19 protein-coding genes and 2 pseudogenes are annotated in these 16,098 nt (G+C 52.2%); 6 read left to right on the plus strand and 15 right to left on the minus strand.

The features are described 5' to 3' along the window. Nucleotides 1-687 precede the first annotated feature (687 nt). A complete protein-coding gene (locus CV944_RS14745) occupies nt 688-1,569 on the minus strand; it encodes a nucleotidyltransferase-like protein (protein WP_033009156.1) in 882 nt (293 codons plus the stop codon). A 43-nt stretch (nt 1,570-1,612) separates the two neighbouring features. Here CV944_RS14745 and CV944_RS17195 point away from each other — a divergent pair, with 43 nt between their 5' ends. Together CV944_RS17195 and CV944_RS14750 are read left to right on the plus strand one after the other, a co-directional pair. Continuing rightward, a complete protein-coding gene (locus CV944_RS17195) occupies nt 1,613-1,948 on the plus strand; it encodes a hypothetical protein (RefSeq protein ID WP_145994832.1) in 336 nt (111 codons plus the stop codon). Between the two features lie 23 nt (nt 1,949-1,971). Next, nucleotides 1,972-2,325 (plus strand): YgzB family protein, encoded by a 354-nt coding sequence (locus tag CV944_RS14750; protein ID WP_033009153.1) that lies wholly within the window; start codon nt 1,972-1,974, stop codon nt 2,323-2,325. Nucleotides 2,326-2,351: 26 nt separating this feature from the next. Here the strand turns inward: CV944_RS14750 and perR are convergent, their stop codons facing one another. From perR to CV944_RS14785, 7 genes are all read right to left on the minus strand, one after another. Next, nucleotides 2,352-2,804: a peroxide-responsive transcriptional repressor PerR gene (gene perR, locus CV944_RS14755; protein ID WP_033009152.1), complete on the minus strand. Its 453-nt coding sequence runs from the start codon at nt 2,802-2,804 to the stop codon at nt 2,352-2,354. Nucleotides 2,805-3,029: 225 nt separating this feature from the next. Next, a complete protein-coding gene (gene bcp, locus CV944_RS14760; RefSeq protein WP_033009906.1) occupies nt 3,030-3,506 on the minus strand; it encodes a thioredoxin-dependent thiol peroxidase in 477 nt (158 codons plus the stop codon). Nucleotides 3,507-3,571: 65 nt separating this feature from the next. Then, the gene (locus CV944_RS14765; protein ID WP_033009905.1) at nt 3,572-3,976 is read right to left on the minus strand and encodes a potassium channel family protein; all 405 of its coding nucleotides are present in this window, start codon (nt 3,974-3,976) and stop codon (nt 3,572-3,574) included. Nucleotides 3,977-4,140: 164 nt separating this feature from the next. After that, a complete protein-coding gene (locus tag CV944_RS14770) occupies nt 4,141-5,094 on the minus strand; it encodes an L-lactate dehydrogenase (RefSeq protein WP_044742624.1) in 954 nt (317 codons plus the stop codon). A 146-nt stretch (nt 5,095-5,240) separates the two neighbouring features. After that, nucleotides 5,241-6,026, minus strand: a complete 786-nt coding sequence (locus CV944_RS14775) for an ABC transporter permease (RefSeq protein WP_100664442.1) — start codon at nt 6,024-6,026, stop codon at nt 5,241-5,243. A gap of 3 nt (nt 6,027-6,029) precedes the next feature. Continuing rightward, nucleotides 6,030-6,821, minus strand: a complete 792-nt coding sequence (locus CV944_RS14780) for an ABC transporter permease (protein ID WP_044742622.1) — start codon at nt 6,819-6,821, stop codon at nt 6,030-6,032. Then, on the minus strand, nt 6,814-7,818 hold the full coding sequence (locus tag CV944_RS14785) for an ABC transporter ATP-binding protein (RefSeq protein ID WP_100664443.1): 1,005 nt from the start codon (nt 7,816-7,818) through the stop codon (nt 6,814-6,816). The genes CV944_RS14780 and CV944_RS14785 overlap by 8 nt, the downstream gene beginning before the upstream one ends. Nucleotides 7,819-7,992: 174 nt before the next feature. Between CV944_RS14785 and CV944_RS14790 the strand changes: the two genes are divergently transcribed. The 3 genes from CV944_RS14790 to CV944_RS14800 all read left to right on the plus strand — a co-directional run bounded on the left by CV944_RS14790 (nt 7,993) and on the right by CV944_RS14800 (nt 11,777). Next, a complete protein-coding gene (locus tag CV944_RS14790; RefSeq protein ID WP_100664444.1) occupies nt 7,993-9,279 on the plus strand; it encodes a glutamate-1-semialdehyde 2,1-aminomutase in 1,287 nt (428 codons plus the stop codon). Nucleotides 9,280-9,531: 252 nt separating this feature from the next. After that, on the plus strand, nt 9,532-10,581 hold the full coding sequence (locus tag CV944_RS14795; protein WP_233205021.1) for a glutamate synthase: 1,050 nt from the start codon (nt 9,532-9,534) through the stop codon (nt 10,579-10,581). Between the two features lie 116 nt (nt 10,582-10,697). Then, entirely contained in the window at nt 10,698-11,777 is a 1,080-nt protein-coding gene (locus CV944_RS14800) for an FUSC family protein (RefSeq protein WP_047817806.1), read from the plus strand. Nucleotides 11,778-11,790: 13 nt separating this feature from the next. On the opposite strand, the pseudogene CV944_RS14805 reads toward CV944_RS14800, so the two are convergent. From CV944_RS14805 to fabL, 5 genes and pseudogenes are all read right to left on the minus strand, one after another. Further along, nucleotides 11,791-11,937 (minus strand): annotated as a pseudogene (locus CV944_RS14805) (ABC transporter permease); the annotation flags it as partial. 155 nt (nt 11,938-12,092) lie between these two features. After that, a complete protein-coding gene (ntdP, locus tag CV944_RS14810) occupies nt 12,093-12,626 on the minus strand; it encodes a nucleoside tri-diphosphate phosphatase (RefSeq protein WP_044743088.1) in 534 nt (177 codons plus the stop codon). Between the two features lie 118 nt (nt 12,627-12,744). After that, entirely contained in the window at nt 12,745-12,948 is a 204-nt protein-coding gene (locus CV944_RS14815; protein WP_232722201.1) for a YgaB family protein, read from the minus strand. A 229-nt stretch (nt 12,949-13,177) separates the two neighbouring features. After that, nucleotides 13,178-13,369 carry a gamma-type small acid-soluble spore protein gene (locus tag CV944_RS14820; RefSeq protein ID WP_100664445.1) on the minus strand — a complete coding sequence of 64 codons (192 nt, stop codon included), beginning with the start codon at nt 13,367-13,369 and terminating at the stop codon, nt 13,178-13,180. Nucleotides 13,370-13,427: 58 nt separating this feature from the next. Next, nucleotides 13,428-14,177 carry an enoyl-[acyl-carrier-protein] reductase FabL gene (fabL, locus tag CV944_RS14825; RefSeq protein WP_050368231.1) on the minus strand — a complete coding sequence of 250 codons (750 nt, stop codon included), beginning with the start codon at nt 14,175-14,177 and terminating at the stop codon, nt 13,428-13,430. A 59-nt stretch (nt 14,178-14,236) separates the two neighbouring features. Here fabL and CV944_RS14830 point away from each other — a divergent pair, with 59 nt between their 5' ends. After that, nucleotides 14,237-14,461: a hypothetical protein gene (locus CV944_RS14830; RefSeq protein ID WP_033009890.1), complete on the plus strand. Its 225-nt coding sequence runs from the start codon at nt 14,237-14,239 to the stop codon at nt 14,459-14,461. Here CV944_RS14830 and mutY read toward each other — a convergent pair. Both mutY and CV944_RS14840 read right to left on the minus strand, forming a co-directional pair. Then, nucleotides 14,458-15,558, minus strand: a complete 1,101-nt coding sequence (mutY, locus tag CV944_RS14835; protein ID WP_100660044.1) for an A/G-specific adenine glycosylase — start codon at nt 15,556-15,558, stop codon at nt 14,458-14,460. The two genes, CV944_RS14830 and mutY, sit on opposite strands and share 4 nt — an antisense overlap. Before the next feature lie 146 nt (nt 15,559-15,704). Then, nucleotides 15,705-16,004: pseudogene (locus tag CV944_RS14840) on the minus strand (MFS transporter); the annotation flags it as partial. Nucleotides 16,005-16,098 lie beyond the last annotated feature (94 nt).

A 16,098-nucleotide genomic window follows, 5' to 3' on the forward strand; every position in this document is an offset into this window, starting at 1 on the left:
GCAAGCACCCTTGCAGGCGAAGAACATTTGCCCATCGCGGCGACCCGCGGACCTCCGCTTTTCGTCGCGCTTCGTTTCGTTCAGTTTTCAAGGAACGATTTTTGTTTTTGTCGCTCTCTTGAAGCGACTTTTACATGATAGCATTTTTATTATTTACTGTCAACATTTTTTTATTCCTTTTGCACCGCATTTTTTCGTTGCGGCAGCGATTTAAAATATATCATCGTTCCTCATACAAGTCAATAGCTTTTTTCACTGAAGCTCCGAAAGAAGTCTCCTGCTTCAAAACGAAGCGAAAGTAGGAAATGAATTTCGGCGCCATCCAAAACACATGACAAACAAGGATTGTATTCTTCGTGAACGGGACATATGGTTTCATGGAGGAAATCGAATGTCAAAGCCGAACGAAGCCTTCCATGCATAAAATACCCAAGAGTCTTCGGATGCCCAGCATTGGGACGAACGAAGCTGCACTCGGGAAGATGGCTGCTTTCGCTGTGAACCTGAGGATCTCCCTGCTTCAAACTGTGCTGAGCGGAGGCAGTTCCCTAGCACTCTCGACCCCCTCTTTCCTCCGCCCTCTTCTGCACTGTTCGCGTTTTGGCAAGGAAACGCCCCTCCCTAGACATCTTTTCACCTTCATGCCTGCCTCAGAGCCCCGGTTTTAACAAGGAATAGGCAGGGAAGTCACTGCACTTTTCCTCCTTGCACGATGTAATAGCGCTCTGTTATCCCGCTTCCTCTTGTCGGTCCTTTTACTGCGGCCAATACTTTTCTTTCGACCAAATACTCAACCATGATTGCGAGATCGACTGAATAAGGGGCAAGTTGTGGATGACAAGCCATTTCAGCGATGCTCCATGCGCCTTCTTTTTCCTTTAGCACTTCACACAGATGGATCGAGCCTGCTGCAACGGAAGAATGAATGAGGAATTCGCTCGCCAACAACAGAAGTTCAAGGCGTTTCGGCAACGGCTCCTCGCTGCCGACCAATTCCTCATACAACTTATAAATTTGTCCATTCATCTTCTTCACCTGGCTCCATACCGTCACTTCCGGATAAAGTCCATACTCGATCACCGTCAGCCGTGCTAAATGGTGCAACGCCTGCACCATATGGTTGTACGAGTCAAGCCAATGCCGGGCCATAAACAGCTCCTTGCCATCGATATATCGTCGGATCAGTTTGGCAAACTCAATCCCCATTTTCCGCTGCCGCTCCCGAGGCGGAAATTGCTCAAGGCGCTGGCGGAGCTGCCAAATATAATCGTTGCGGTCAAATATGACTTTTCCATTAAACACCCAGTCGATGGCCTTTCGGGGAGCTCCGAGAACAAGCCATTCATTTAGCTTCTGTTCATTCACCACATAAAGCGCCGCCTTTTCAGCGCCAAACGAATAATGTTTTAGACATACCGGTTCGCTCTGCGAGTCGACAATGACTAGCAGCACGGCATCAAACGTATCAGTCACCGCTGTATGACAAACCGCTTTTTCAATCATTAAAATGCCGTGCGTATCACTTCTGTTTGTCCACTCTTGACATATTGGGCGCAAAAACTGTTCCATAGGCTGTTTCCGTTGCAGCTAGGAAAAATGCGGCGATTCGCCTTTGACCGCCAGGCGGGCAGGGAAGTTCTTTTCCCTTTTTGTTCACGCCGCTTCCTATCCGCAACGGATCCCCCCTTCCCACGTCTTCCAAGGTTCGACCACCTTGTTATGCGAAAATGGAGCATTGCACACGAAAGTCTTTGTTTTGGCGGTCACCGTCCGTTCTCTCCTCTGTGACCGCCCCGCCGCTGCCTTGCCTGATAAAGGCAGGAGCTTGTTGCTGTCGTTCATTATTCGACAAAAAATGAAAAATTCCTTTCTCTTCTCTAATAAGAAAAAACAAAAGTCTGATTTTGCCCGTTTCTCCTTCCCGATTGGTGCTTGTTTTATGGTATAGTGGTGTATGTAGGAGGGACGACCATGAGCATCAAATATTCGAGCAAAATCAACAAAATTCGTACGTTCGCTTTGAGCTTGATTTTCGTCGGTGTCATTGTCATGTATCTCGGGCTCTTTTTCCGCACGTCCCCGCTTGTCATGACGCTATTTATGGTGTTAGGTCTTCTGTTTCTCGTCGCGAGCGGCATCGTATATTTTTGGATCGGCACCCTGTCTACACGAGCCGTCCAAGTCGTTTGTCCGTCGTGCGGCAAAGTGACGAAAATGCTCGGGCGCGTCGATTTATGCATGTTTTGCCGCGAGCCGCTGACGCTTGACCGCGAACTTGAGGGGAAAGAGTTTGACGAGAAGTACAACAGAAAAAGAAAAAGCTGATAGCTGCTTTTGCACTATCAGCTTTTTTAATGCGCCCGCACGCTGCTTTTTTGACAGTCCGGGCATATCCCATATACTTCCATTCGGTGATGGTCCACCTTAAACCCGGTTACGTGGGCGGCGAGCTGCTCCACCTCATCGAGCGCTGGGTAATGGAAGTCAACGATTTTGCCACACTCCTCGCATATAACGTGATAATGGTTGGAAGTGACAAAATCAAACCGGCTTGATGAATCGCCATATGTCAGCTCTTTGACAAGCCCGATTTCTTTGAAGACGCGCAAGTTATTGTAGACGGTCGCTACGCTCATATTCGGAAATTTCCCTTCCAGCGCTTTGTATATTTCATCCGCTGTCGGATGGGACATCGAGGTGATCAAATACTCTAATATCGCATGACGCTGCGGCGTGATGCGTATGCCCGTCTTTTTCAACATGTCAAGCGCTTCCTTCAGCTGCTCGTTGGCAGACACCGTCATGCACCTCACTCTCTGTATAAGATGAAAAAAATTATCATTTTATAATATTTATAATTAGTCTACAAGGAGTATATGCCTTTTGTCAATATAGATACCATTAATATATGGGCTCAGCCATCTTTTTAACAAAAAAAGGGGGTGGGAATCACTTCCACCCGCCGCATTTCCTTCATTTGAGGAGGTTACTATGCATTGTACGCAAAAGCGTTGTGATTGATTGGACACTCACCTAGACGATGCCAATCGGGCGACTTCCGCGAGCGCCTCATCGACGTGCCCCTTCACTTTCACCCCGCGCCATTCTTGAACCAACGTCCCATCGGGGGCGATAATGAACGTGGAGCGTTCGATCCCCATATACTCTTTGCCGAAGTTTTTCTTTTTCTTCCACACTCCGTACATTTCTGCCACTTCATGTCGCTCGTCGGAAAGAAGCAAAAACGGCAGTTTGTACTTTTCGATAAACGTTTCATGCCGTGCAACCGGATCCGGGCTCACTCCTAAAATGACAGCGTTCAGTCCGGCGAATTGCTCGTGACGGTCGCGAAAATCGCACGCTTCTGTCGTGCATCCAGGCGTCATATCCTTTGGATAAAAATAAAGGACGACATACTGGCCGCGAAAGTCTGAGAGCGAAACCATTTTCCCGTTGCTTGCCGGCAAGGTGAAATCTGGAGCTGGCTGGCCAATGGCGATCGTCATAGCGTTCCCTCCGTCTCCTTAATGTCTTCTTTTAGCGTAACGAAGACAGAGGAAAATTGCAACTGTCAACGGCGATCCCAGTCAAATACCGTGCGCGTGACGATGACAGCAGGCATAATGTAGCCAAGCAGCGCCTCGGCGATGGCGATCCACCGCCCGATACCGACCGGGGTGACGTCTCCGTATCCGACCGACAGGAGGGTCATGCCGCTTAAATATAGACTGTCTTCCAGCATAGACAGGCGGTTTCCTGCTGCACTGCTTGGTGACGGAGTAAATACATGATGGCCGTTGGCTTGCAAAATCATATAAATCATCGCAAACCCTAGCAGCATCGTCACATACCATTGAACGAGCACCCATAAACTGTCAAGGGAGAGGCGGTGCGTTGCTTGTACGCGCGCTGTCCAAAGCGAGGTGATGCTGCCGAGCAGCACGGCGGTCACCACTCCGAGGAATGCGTAATCCATTCGCTTCCCTCCACAAATTGTCCGTAGTTCATATATACACCGTGAAACGGACAATTATGCGGGAATAAGCCGCCTTCCCAATCGGAACAGCGTGTCGCCCCCAGAGCCATACATCCCCCTGTTTGGACGAGAAAGACTGTTGGCACAACTTTTCGTTTGTTGCCTCATCGCGTAAAACAACGGGCTAGCACGCTTTTTAATGTGGCTGCGCTATGATGGAATCGATTTTTTTCGTCATCATTCAATTCAATTTCGATCACCTCGCGGATGCCATTGCGGTTAATGACAGCCGGCACACCGATGTAGACATCGCGTTCGCCGTATGGGCCGTCCAAGTAAGCGGAAACGGTCAAAATGGCATTTTCATGATGCAAAATGGCGCGCGTCACGCGGGCAAGCCCCATCGCAATCCCGTAGTACGTCGCTCCTTTTTTCTCAATAATTTGGTAGGCGGCGTCGCGGACATCTGTGAAGATGCGCTCCAACTCTTCCTTCGCTTGTTCTCCTTTCGCTTCAACAAGCTTGCGGATCGGCACACCACCGATATCAGCCTGGCTCCAAACGGGAAGTTCAGTGTCGCCGTGTTCCCCAATAATATAGGCATGAACATTTTGCGGAGCGACAGAGAAATACTCGCCCAACAAAAAACGGAACCGCGCCGTATCTAAAATCGTCCCCGAACCGATCACCCGCTCATGCGGCAGGCCGCTGAATTTCCACGTCGCGTACGTTAAAATGTCGACCGGATTGGTGGCGACGAGAAACAGTCCTTGAAATCCAGATGCCATGACCGACTCAACGATCGAGCGGAAAATGGCAATGTTTTTGTCCACAAGATCAAGCCGCGTCTCGCCCGGTTTTTGGTTGGCGCCGGCGCAAATGACAACCAAATCGGCATCGTGGCAGTCGCTGTAATCGCCATGCCGAATGACTGCGGGTTTTGGCGCAAATACTTTCCCGTGGTTTAAGTCCATCGCATCGCCTATGGCCTTGCTTTCATTCGCATCGATGAGCACGATCTCATCGGCGATCCCTTGATTCATTAAGGCAAACGCATAACTGGCGCCGACAAACCCGGTGCCGATGACCACTACTCGGGTTCCACCGTCGTTTTTCATTGCATTCATCCCTTTCAATATAATGTGAATAATTTCACAAACTATTTTACGCGAAAGGCGCACCGCGATGCATGCGCGATTGTGGCGATTGTTTGACTATTGTTTGTCCATTTCATGGCAGACGCCGCGGCAAACAACGGGAGCACTCAGCTCCCCGTCCCGCGATATCGTCTCACCCCGGCGTTCCAAAGCATGACCGAAACGGTGAAGCAAACCATGCCGACCACTGGGGTGAAAAAGGCATAACTGTACCATTCCTTTTTATCAAGAAAATAAGCAGCTGGATAAACGCCGACAAAGGCAAACGGCAGCACCCACGTTAACATATAGCGGATGACGCGGTGATAAATATCGACCGGATAGCGGCCGTAGCTGCTGATGTTGTACATCATCGGCATGATGGATGTGCGGGCGTCGGCAAAAAAACTGATCGTCGCCAGTGAAATGAAAATGCCGGCGTAAATCAATGCACCGCCAATGACAAACAAAATAAACACGAAGACATCATACCAATGAAATGAAAGAGACAAGCGGCTGCCGGCATACAGCATAATGATCAGCCCGGGCACAGCGCCAAGCAACGATTCGAGCTCCATCCGCTCCAAAATGATCTGGAACAGGCTGTGAACCGGGCGCGTCAACACGCGATCCATTTCTCCCTGGACAATGTAGCGCTCGTTGAAATCCCATAGATTAAAAAAGGCGCCAAATACGGCGTACGGCACAAGGAAAAAGCCGTAAATAAACAAAACTTCATCGCGGGTCCAACCGTGAAGCAGCGTCGTATGGCCAAACACGACGAGCAAGAACACTAAGTTGACCGCCTGCGCCATTAAGTCGGACAACCATTCAATGAGCAAATCCGCGCGGTATTGCCATTTTGTCTTCATGTACTGGGCCATATATTGAAAAAAAACCGATACGTAAAACAAAGTCTACCCCCCTTGCACAACGAGCCGTTTTTTCGCCACCCGCCATAACAGCACAATCGGAAACCATAACAGCACGCACCATGCCGCCTGCAGAAGCAGGCCATCACGGACAGCAGCTCCTTGAAAACTTTCTGTGATGATCATGCTTGGAATGTAGCTGATGGCTTGAAACGGCATATACGCCATGAGCTGTTGCGCCCAATCCGGGTAAAACGACAACGGCAAAATCAGACCGGAAAATAGATCAATAATAAACCGTTTCGCCCTCAGCAGCCCTTCATTTCGGAACGTAAAAAATGTCACGACTCCCGCAAGCAAGTTCAGCTCCGAAAAGATGATAAAGCTGAATAGAAGCGACAAGCCGAAAGACAGCCATGTTTTGGCGTGTTCCGGAAACTCGAGCGGCAAAAAGAGCGAGACAACCAGCAACCCCGGCAACGATAGGAAGAACAAGCGGAACAGCCCTTCGCCAAGCCCTTGCACCGCTTTCATCCCTAAATAGCTGTACGGGCGGATCAGTTCAATCGCTACTTTTCCATCGCGGATTTCCATCGCGATTTCGCGGTCAAGGTTGTTAAAATAAAACGCCCGCGCCAGCCAGGAAATGGCGACATACATCGTCATTTGCCCAAGCGACATCCCTTGCATCGATGATTTGCCGCCATAAATAGCCGACCAAAGGAAGTAATACGCTGCGATGTTAATGGCGTAAATCAAAATGCCAGTGTAATAGTTTGTCCGGTAGGCAAGCATCATTAAAAAGCGGATGCGGATCATTTCGACATACTTACCCATTAGCCGCACCTTCTTGATAAATATTGCGGATGATCTCCTCCGTCGGCACTTCATGAATGTGGATGTCTTGCAGTGGATAGCGGGCGGCGACGCGGCTGACGACTTCCGGCACGCCTCCTGATGGAACGTGCGCCACCCAAACGTTCGGCTGTTCACCTTTTTTCCAAACAACATCCAACCCTTCAGTCAACTGCTGCAAAAAAGCGGCCGTCACCGCTTCGGCAAACGTAAAGGCGACCCGTTTTCCTTGGCCCCATTTTTCTTTCAACTGCCCGAGCGAACCGTCATAAATGATTTTCCCTTCATCAAGCATAATCACCCGCTCGCAAAGCGCTTCAATGTCTGACATATCGTGCGTCGTCAGCAGGATCGTCGTGCCATACCGTTCATTCAATTGCTTTAAAAACTGGCGGATGTTCAGTTTCACCAGTACATCCAAACCGATGGTCGGCTCGTCCAAAAACAACAGCGGCGGGTTGTGAATGAGCGCGGCGGCGAGCTCGCAGCGCATCCGCTGGCCAAGCGACAGCTTGCGCACCGGCTTGTCAAGGAGCGGACCGATGTCTAGCATCTCGATGACTTCGCCCATATGACGGCGATATTGCTCATCGGGGACGCGGTATACTTTTTTTAACAGACGAAACGATTCTTGCACGGCGATGTCCCACCATAATTGCGAGCGCTGGCCGAAGACGACGCCGATCGTCCGCACAAATTTCTCCCGCTCTTTATGCGGATTCATCCCGTTGACGACAATGCGCCCGGATGTCGGCGTTAAAATGCCGGTCAACATTTTGATCGTCGTGGATTTGCCGGCGCCGTTTTCGCCGATATAGCCGACGATCTCCCCTTGCCTGACCGCAAACGAAATGCCGTCCACCGCCCGGATGGTCGCATAACGGCGCGTCCATAAATCGCGAAACGCTCCGACGAGGCCGGAGCGGCTTTTGTGCACTTTAAATTCTTTGCGCAAATGTTCTACTTCAATCGCGTTCATCGTTCTCCTCCTGCCTCTTCATCACATCAACATCAAAAAGGACGTCATCCGCCCTTCTCCTATGTTGCAATTATACATAAATCGTTGCTATTTTCACCTTTTTTGTTTTTCCAGACAAGTGTGCGCGCTATGGTAAAATAAAGAGGCAGTCACCGGGAACAGGAGGATGAAGCGATGCAATGGACAAAATCGGAGCAATTGTATGAAGAAGCGCTCCAGCACATCGTTGGCGGGGTGAACAGCCCGTCCCGCTCATACAAAGCGGTCGGCGGCGGTGCCCCAGTCGTGATGGAGCGGGCGCAAGGGGCGTATTTTTGGGATGTGGATGGAAACAAGTACATCGACTACTTGGCCGCCTACGGACCGATCATCGCCGGGCACGCCCATCCGCACATCGCGGAAGCCATCCGCCGCGCCGCCGAGACCGGTGTGTTGTACGGCACGCCGACGCCGCATGAGATCACGTTTGCCAAAATGTTAAAAGAGGCGATTCCGTCGCTTGAGAAAGTCCGCTTTGTCAACTCGGGGACGGAAGCGGTGATGACGACAATCCGCGTCGCCCGCGCCTACACCGGACGAAGCAAAATCGTCAAATTCGAAGGCTGCTACCATGGCCATTCGGACCTTGTGCTCGTCGCCGCCGGCTCGGGGCCATCGACGTTGGGGACGCCGGACTCAGCCGGCGTGCCGCAAAGCATCGCCCAAGAAGTCATTACCGTGCCATACAACGATGTCGAATCGTTCCGTGAAGCGATGAATGTTTGGGGCGAGCAAGTCGCAGCGGTCCTCGTCGAGCCGATCGTCGGCAACTTCGGCATCGTCCTACCAAAACCGGGCTTTTTAGAAGCGATCAATGAGATTGCTCACAAGGAAGGGGCGCTCGTCATTTACGACGAAGTGATCACCGCCTTCCGCTTTATGTACGGCGGAGCGCAAAACTTGCTTGGTGTGGAGCCCGACTTGACGGCGATGGGGAAAATTATTGGCGGCGGTCTGCCGATTGGGGCGTACGGCGGACGCCAGAACATTATGGAACAAGTCGCTCCGCTCGGACCGGCGTACCAGGCCGGGACGATGGCCGGCAACCCGGCATCGATGCTTGCGGGCATCGCCTGCCTTGAGGTGTTGAAACAAGAGGGCGTCTATGAGCATCTCGACCGATTGGGAGCCATGCTGGAAGAGGGCATCCTCGCCCATGCTCGCCAATGCGGCCTGCCGGTGACCGTCAACCGCTTAAAAGGCGCGCTCACCGTCTTCTTCACGGACGAAAAGGTGGAAAACTACAAGCAAGCCCAGAAAAGCGACGGCGAGTTATTTGCAAAATTTTTCAAGCTCATGCTCAAACAAGGGGTCAATCTCGCGCCATCGAAATATGAAGCATGGTTTATCACCCTCGCCCATACAGAAGACGACATCGCCTATACGATCGAGGCGGTCGGCAAGGCGTTTCGGCAGCTATAAGCGCTTGCGCCTCTATCACCCTCGCTGAACAGCGCCCGCGTCAGGCGGGCGCTGTTTTGTTTTCACTGCATTTGTTGACAATTTTGTGAACAAAGCAGGAGAACGAGAAATGGTCATTGATTTCCACCTGCCTGCATGGTATGATAAACACCAAATTCTGAAAATTAAGACTCGGATTTTTCATCTAGCAAGCAGTGGAGGAGGTGACCGGCGCCGAGGGGAGAACGCCCTCCCGACTGCGCCTAAGTATACATGGAGCAACGTACATATCGTTTGGCAAACGAAGCGAACCAGCGCGGCGCCCTGTTGTTGGCGGCAGTGGAAAAGCGGAACATCCCGACCAACGAACATGTCCAAGCTGTCCTTCAGGCGCTTGCCCAATGGGGCGCAAAAGGAAACGCTGCGATTCAGCTGGACATCCCGCGCAAACTATGGATGGAAAAACTCGCGAATGCTGGGCAAAATCCAGAAATTGCAACAAACAGCTATTTCACCGTCGGTCATATACACGTTGCGCCTTCCGCTGACGCTGAGCGGGTTCGGGCGCACCTTCGTCAATTGTGCAAACAGTTTGGCTTCATTCTTCTGTTCGAAACCATCCGGCCATCCGCAGATGAAAGCGCCTTGTTTTGGCAAATCGCCATGCTGCCAGGCGATGTATTTTCGTTATCAGACCGCTTGTTTCGACTGACGGCCGCTATGGAACGCGAGCCGCACGTCCGCGTTGCTTCGCTCGGCCACACTCATGTGATCTATCAAGCATATACACTGGCTGATTTGTTGCGCGAACCGGATGTATCCCATCCGTTTTTCGCCTCAGCCGCTTCGTTCGCCTATGCCAATGGGGCGGAGTCTTTCTTTTGCCATCAGCGGCTCGGTTCAGCCGGCATGCTTGTCCATTGCGGGGAAATGTCTGTTGGCGCTGTGGAAACGCTCATTTACGACCACGGTTACAGCCTGCTCGAGGCAGCCGGAGCTGCCTTTTGGCCCGACGCGGCCAAACGACACAGCTTGCCGTCTATCGGACAGCTGCCGGCATGTTTGGCCGCCAGCTTCGAACAAGAAGCCGTATGGGTCGCCGGAACAGCCGGAGCGCTTTGGAAAACGGATGATTCCTCCCGTGTATTCATCGCCTCTCGTCCGCAGGGCGGCCATGCTGAACCGCTCGCTCCCGGCCAGCCGCTGGCGCTCATCCGTTCCACAACGGGGCGAACCCAATGGCTGAACGGCGACCATTTCCTCCAAGAGATGGCAATCCGCCTCTCCAATCGGCGCGATGCACATGCTCCGATCGCCTTTTGATCCTTCACGCCCTGCTGATTTCGGCAGGGCGTTATATTTTTTTCCTTGCACTCATATCTAAAAGTGTGTATAGTACTGAATGGTCTACGAAAATGGAAAAGGAGAGGTTTCCATAGATGAAGCTCGGTGCCCGCATTTTCAAAACGGGGATCGCGGTGGCGCTCGCCTTGTTTTTGGCAGCGCTCTTTCACTTTCCGTCACCGGTGTTCGCCGGCATTTCCGCTGTATTTGCCATGCAGCCAACCATTTATCGCTCATATTTGTCACTCATCGAACAAGTGCAGGCGAACGTGATCGGCGCCTTGTTCGCGATTGCGGCGGTTCTTATCCTCGGCCGCGACCCGCTGGTCGTCGGCTTGACGCTCATGGTTGTGATCGCTCTTTGCCTAAAAATGCGCCTTGAATCGTCGACAATTTCCGTGGCGCTTGTCACCGTCATTGCCATTATGGAATACACGGATCGCCAATTTATCGAATTTGCGGCCATCCGCTTTTTAACGATTATGTTCGGCATTTTCGCCGCCTTTCTTGTCAACTTGATTTTCTTGCCGCCAAAGTATGAAAAGAAATTGTACGAAAAAATTCGCGATGAGACGGAAGCGATTTTGAAATGGATTCGCCTTTGTCAACAGCAGGCGGCCGATCATCATCACTTAAAGGACGAGATCGAAACGTTGCACGAGGAAATGACGAAACTGGAGCACTTGTATTTAATGTATAAAGAAGAACGCACCTATTTTCGACGCCAACGCTTCCAAAAGTCGCGCAAGCTTGTGCTGTACCGGCAAATGATCGCCTCAGCCGACCGGGCGCTGTCCGTATTAAAATGGCTCCACCGCCTTGAGAATGAGTTGGGCCGCCTGTCCGACCCGTTTCGCCATGCCATCTGCCTGCACCTTGGCAGCCTGGTTGGGTATCACGAGCAAATGTTGCTGAAGTTTGTCCATCAAGCAAAGCCGCTTCCCCATCACATGTGGGCAGAAGGCATCGATCGCGAACGGGGGCAGCTCGCTTCCATGATTTACGCCGACGGGCAGCCACCTTCCGATTACCGCCTATTTTCGTTACTCGGCGCCATCATTGATTATGGAGACCGGCTTGAGCATTTAGACAAGTTAATTGATAGTTTTCACCATTACCATTACGATGACGAATTGGCCAAACAGCTCGAAAAGTCGGCAGGCGGCCGCTCCTAGCAGGCCGCCTCTCTCAATTTTTCATCCGCGGGTCAAGCGCGTCGCGCAGCCCGTCGCCCATTAAGTTAAAGCCAAGCACCGTCAGCATGATCGCCAATCCAAGGAAAATCATCGTCCACGGTGCTTGGGTCAAGAAGTCTTTGGCATCAGACAACATTTTCTTAATATTTTTGCTTACTACTGCAACTGCTGGATCGTCAACAAATGATAATAGCTTCCTCCCTTTTCCATCAGTTTCTCATGCGCGCCTCTTTCGACAAAAAAAGCAGAAAAAACCTGCCAGCGGTGCCGAACAGGCTTTTTTCACGCCGCTATTTATTTTTGGTAAGCTTGAAACATCGCGTACCATTTGTCGATAAACTCGGGCGCAAACGGCCCTTTTCGCTCTTGAATCCAGCCGACAAGCTTATGGACGTTGTTTTTTAAAATGCGGTCAATCACATCCGGATAGTGCATCTCGCGGCGGTGCCGTTCGTACTCATCCTCATCGAGCAGCATATACGTCATGTCCGGAAACACTTTAATGTCTAAATCGTAATCGATGTATTTGAGCGCTTCCTCATCCCAAACAAACGGTGAACTTAAATTGCAGTAATAATACACCCCGTCCTCGCGGATCATGGCGATAATGTTAAACCAGTGCTTAGCATGAAAAAAACAAATCGCCGGCTCGCGCGTCACCCACGTCCGGCCGTCTGCTTCCATGACGAGCGTCTTGTCGTTGCCGCCGATCACATAGGATGGCGTTCCTTTTAACACGATCGTTTCGTTCCAAATGCGGTGAATCATCCCATTATGTTTGTAGCTATGGATTTGAATGATTTTCCCTTCCCGAGGATATGCTGGCATCATTCTTCCCCACTTTCCGACGGGAGCTTTTCTTCTGTATTATACCGTGTTCTTTTGGCAATGAAAAGAAAAGCGGGCCGCTTTGCCCAGGCCGGAACGGCCAAGCGGCGCGCTCCGTCTAGGCTCTGGACGCCATCTGTCCGAGAAATGCGCGGCGGATGTCTTCGACTTGCTGCTTCATTCGCCGCACTTCCTCGCGAAGCGCGGAGGTCGGCGCTTCGCGTTCGAGCTCGTCCAACTCGCGAGCAAGCTGGTCGCAACGCTCCATCTCATGCCGCAAAAACAGCGCTTCGTCCCCGGCATTCATCCACCCATGCCCCATCATTCTTCCTCCATTCTCCCTTCCCCTTTTGCCTCCTGGCTTTAACAAAACAGTTCGCTCCTTAAGCCGTTAATCCCTTTCGCTAATCTTGCAAAAGAGTGGCGGTTTTTGTCGCAAAAAAAGCAGGGGCGCGCTGCCCCTGCTTTTTCTTTTCTGAATTTGACCAGTCGCCTGCGCCCTCCCAACAGTCAGCGTGTTGTCATCGAATCGCAGGCGTGCGATCACCGCATTATCGGTTAACGTTTTGCGCTTTGCGAGCTTCCGCTTGCGCATTTTGTTGTTTTACATGTTGCACATTCGTCTCAGCCGCAAATTCCGTTGCGAATTGGCCTGCTTGAGCAGCTTGAGCCGATTGAGCATTTTGTTGTCTTACTTCTTGAATGTTCATGCCAGCTGCTGTTTTGTTCGGTTGTTTGGCCATTGTTCTCACCTCCACGTGCTTTACTATGCCCCGGAGGTGACGGACTTATCCGTGGACACTACAAAAGCAAAGATCTTCCACCATCAACAATAATCGTCTGCCCGCGAATCATCTCGGCGGCATCGGATAATAAAAACAAAACGGCGTTGACGAGATCGTCCGGTTTGACTGGGCGCCCAGCTGGCGTGTTGGCCGCCGCATCGGCGAGCAGCTCGTCGCGGTTCGGAAAATGCTTCAACGCCTCCGTATCAACTGCTCCGCCGGAAACGGCGTTGACGGCGATGTTTTTCGGCGCCAGCTCGACAGCTAAGTAGCGGGTCAGCGCTTCCAGAGCGGCTTTCGAGACGCCGACCGCCGTATAGTTTTCCAAATAGCGGATCGACCCAAGCGAGCTGATGCTCACAATTTTCCCGCCGCCAACCCGCTCCATCCGTTTCGCCGCTTCTTGGGCGCAAAAGAGAAGCGCTTTGCTGTTGATGTTCATCGTCCAGTTCCAATGCGTTTCCTCAAGTTCCAGCGCCGGGCGCAGCACGCCGGAGGCAGCGTTGTTCACGAGCACGTCGACCCGTCCGAACGTTTCATCAATTTTGGCAAACATCGCCCGGATTTTCTCGACATCGCCGACGTTCGCTTTGACGACGAGCGCTTTTCTCCCGAGCGCTTCAATTTCACGAGCCGTTTCTTCAGCAGCGGTTTTGCTGCGGGCATAATTGACCACGATATCATATCCTTCTTGCGCCAGCCGCAGCGCAATGGCTTTGCCGATGCCGCGGCTGCTTCCTGTCACGACCGCTACTTTTCCACTCATGTTTTTCCGCCCCTTTACGTATAATATAGCCGAATTCCACCGCGAAGGAGGCGCAGCCTATGTACGTTGGCCGCGATATGACAGAATTGTCCATGATCCCGAAAACAGAATGGACAGACGACGAACTCGCTCATTTTCACCATTCATTCCAGCAAATCGCTCCGTATTTAAACGCCGAAGGGCAAACGATCTACCGCGAAATTATCGAAGAAATCGAAGCGCGCGGCGGCCTTGGGCGCCGTGAAGCGACGTATACAAACGGCACGATGGCAGTGCCTGACTAATGCAGGCGGCGCGCTTCGCCTGCCTGTTCTTTGTACTCACGCCAAATACGCTGGTGTGACACCGGAAACACATAAGACTCAAGCTCGTCGCCTGGCACGAGCCGGAGCGGCTCTTCCACCGGTCCGCCGTCAACTAGACGCCCGCGATACACCGTCAGCCGCCAAACTAGATGGGAAAACGCGTGATCAAACGAGGCAAACGGCTCGGCCAGCTCGATTTGCAAACCGTACCGCTCATGCAACATTTGTCCGAGCTTCTCTTTCCCTTCTTCCCCGCCTGTTTCACAGCCCGGGAATTCCCATAAATTCGCCAACAAGCCGGTGTTGCTGCGCTTGCGGATGAGAATGCGTCCTTCATCATCGGCCAGCACCGCCACCGCAAGCGGCACTTGTTTGACCGCTGTTTTTTTCGTTTTCACCGGCAGCTCTTCCGGCACCCCTTCGGCGAACGCTTGACAGTAGGCTTGCACGGGACAAAGAAGGCATGATGGGCGGCGCGGCGTGCAAACAAGAGCGCCAAGCTCAATCAGCGCCTCGTTAAACGCTCCCGGGTTTTCGTACGCCATAATCTCGCGGACGATTTGTTCAAACCGTTTTCGCGTCGATGGTTTCGCAATATCATCCGTCACGAAAAACAAGCGCGACAACACGCGCATGACATTGCCGTCCACCGCCGGTTCCGGCACGCCGTAGGCAAGGCTCAACACCGCCCCGACTGTGTACGGACCGACTCCTTTTAGCTTCGAAAACTGCTCCGGATCGTCCGGCACCTGCCCGCCGTACCGTTCCTTTACTTCCTTGACCGCCGCGTGCAAATGGCGGACGCGCGAGTAGTAGCCAAGCCCTTCCCACGCCTTCAGCACCTCGTCTTCTTCAGCCTCGGCGAGCGCCTCCAGCGTCGGAAACTGTTCCATAAACTTTTCAAAATACGGGATCACCGTCTCGACGCGCGTCTGCTGCAGCATCACTTCCGACACCCATACTTTGTATGGGTCTCGGTCTTTTCGCCATGGCAAGTCGCGGCGCTCCCGGGCGAACCAGTCAAGCAAATCGCGCTGAAACTCGCGCGCCGGAAACCGCTTAGTCCACGTTGTGATTTTCACTATTCTTCCCCCATGATGCCTATTGTCCATTCCATTATATCAAAAAGCCCTCGGCGTGGCTTGCCGCACGCCGAGGGGAAACGGAAGGAAATCGTTCTCAACTTTCCTTAGCCGCCGAAACATAGGCGATTTGTTCATGCTGGGCTCGCAATCGCCGCAGCAAACCCGAACCCCATAATCGCCAGCCCTGTAGCCAACCCGCGCCGGTCCGGGAACCATTTCACAAGCGTCGACACCGGCGCAATGTATCCGACGCCAAGCCCAATTCCTCCCAACACCCCGTAAAACAAATACAGCAAGTATTTCGAACCAAGCGCCACGGCCAAACCAGACCCCGTCACCCCGAGGCCAAAGAAGACGGCCGCCAATAGCCCGGATTTCCGCGGCCCGTGCTTTTCCACAAAATGGCCAAGGAACGCAGCCGACAAACCTAAAAATAACCCGTGGTGCTAGATAAACTTGAGCAAGCATAAAAATAGCCCTTGCTGGCGGATCTCCTGTAGAATGAAAGTGCGACCTGCCATTCGAAAGGAG

This window comes from Geobacillus sp. WSUCF-018B, assembly GCF_002809985.1.
Classification (GTDB): domain Bacteria; phylum Bacillota; class Bacilli; order Bacillales; family Anoxybacillaceae; genus Geobacillus; species Geobacillus thermophilus.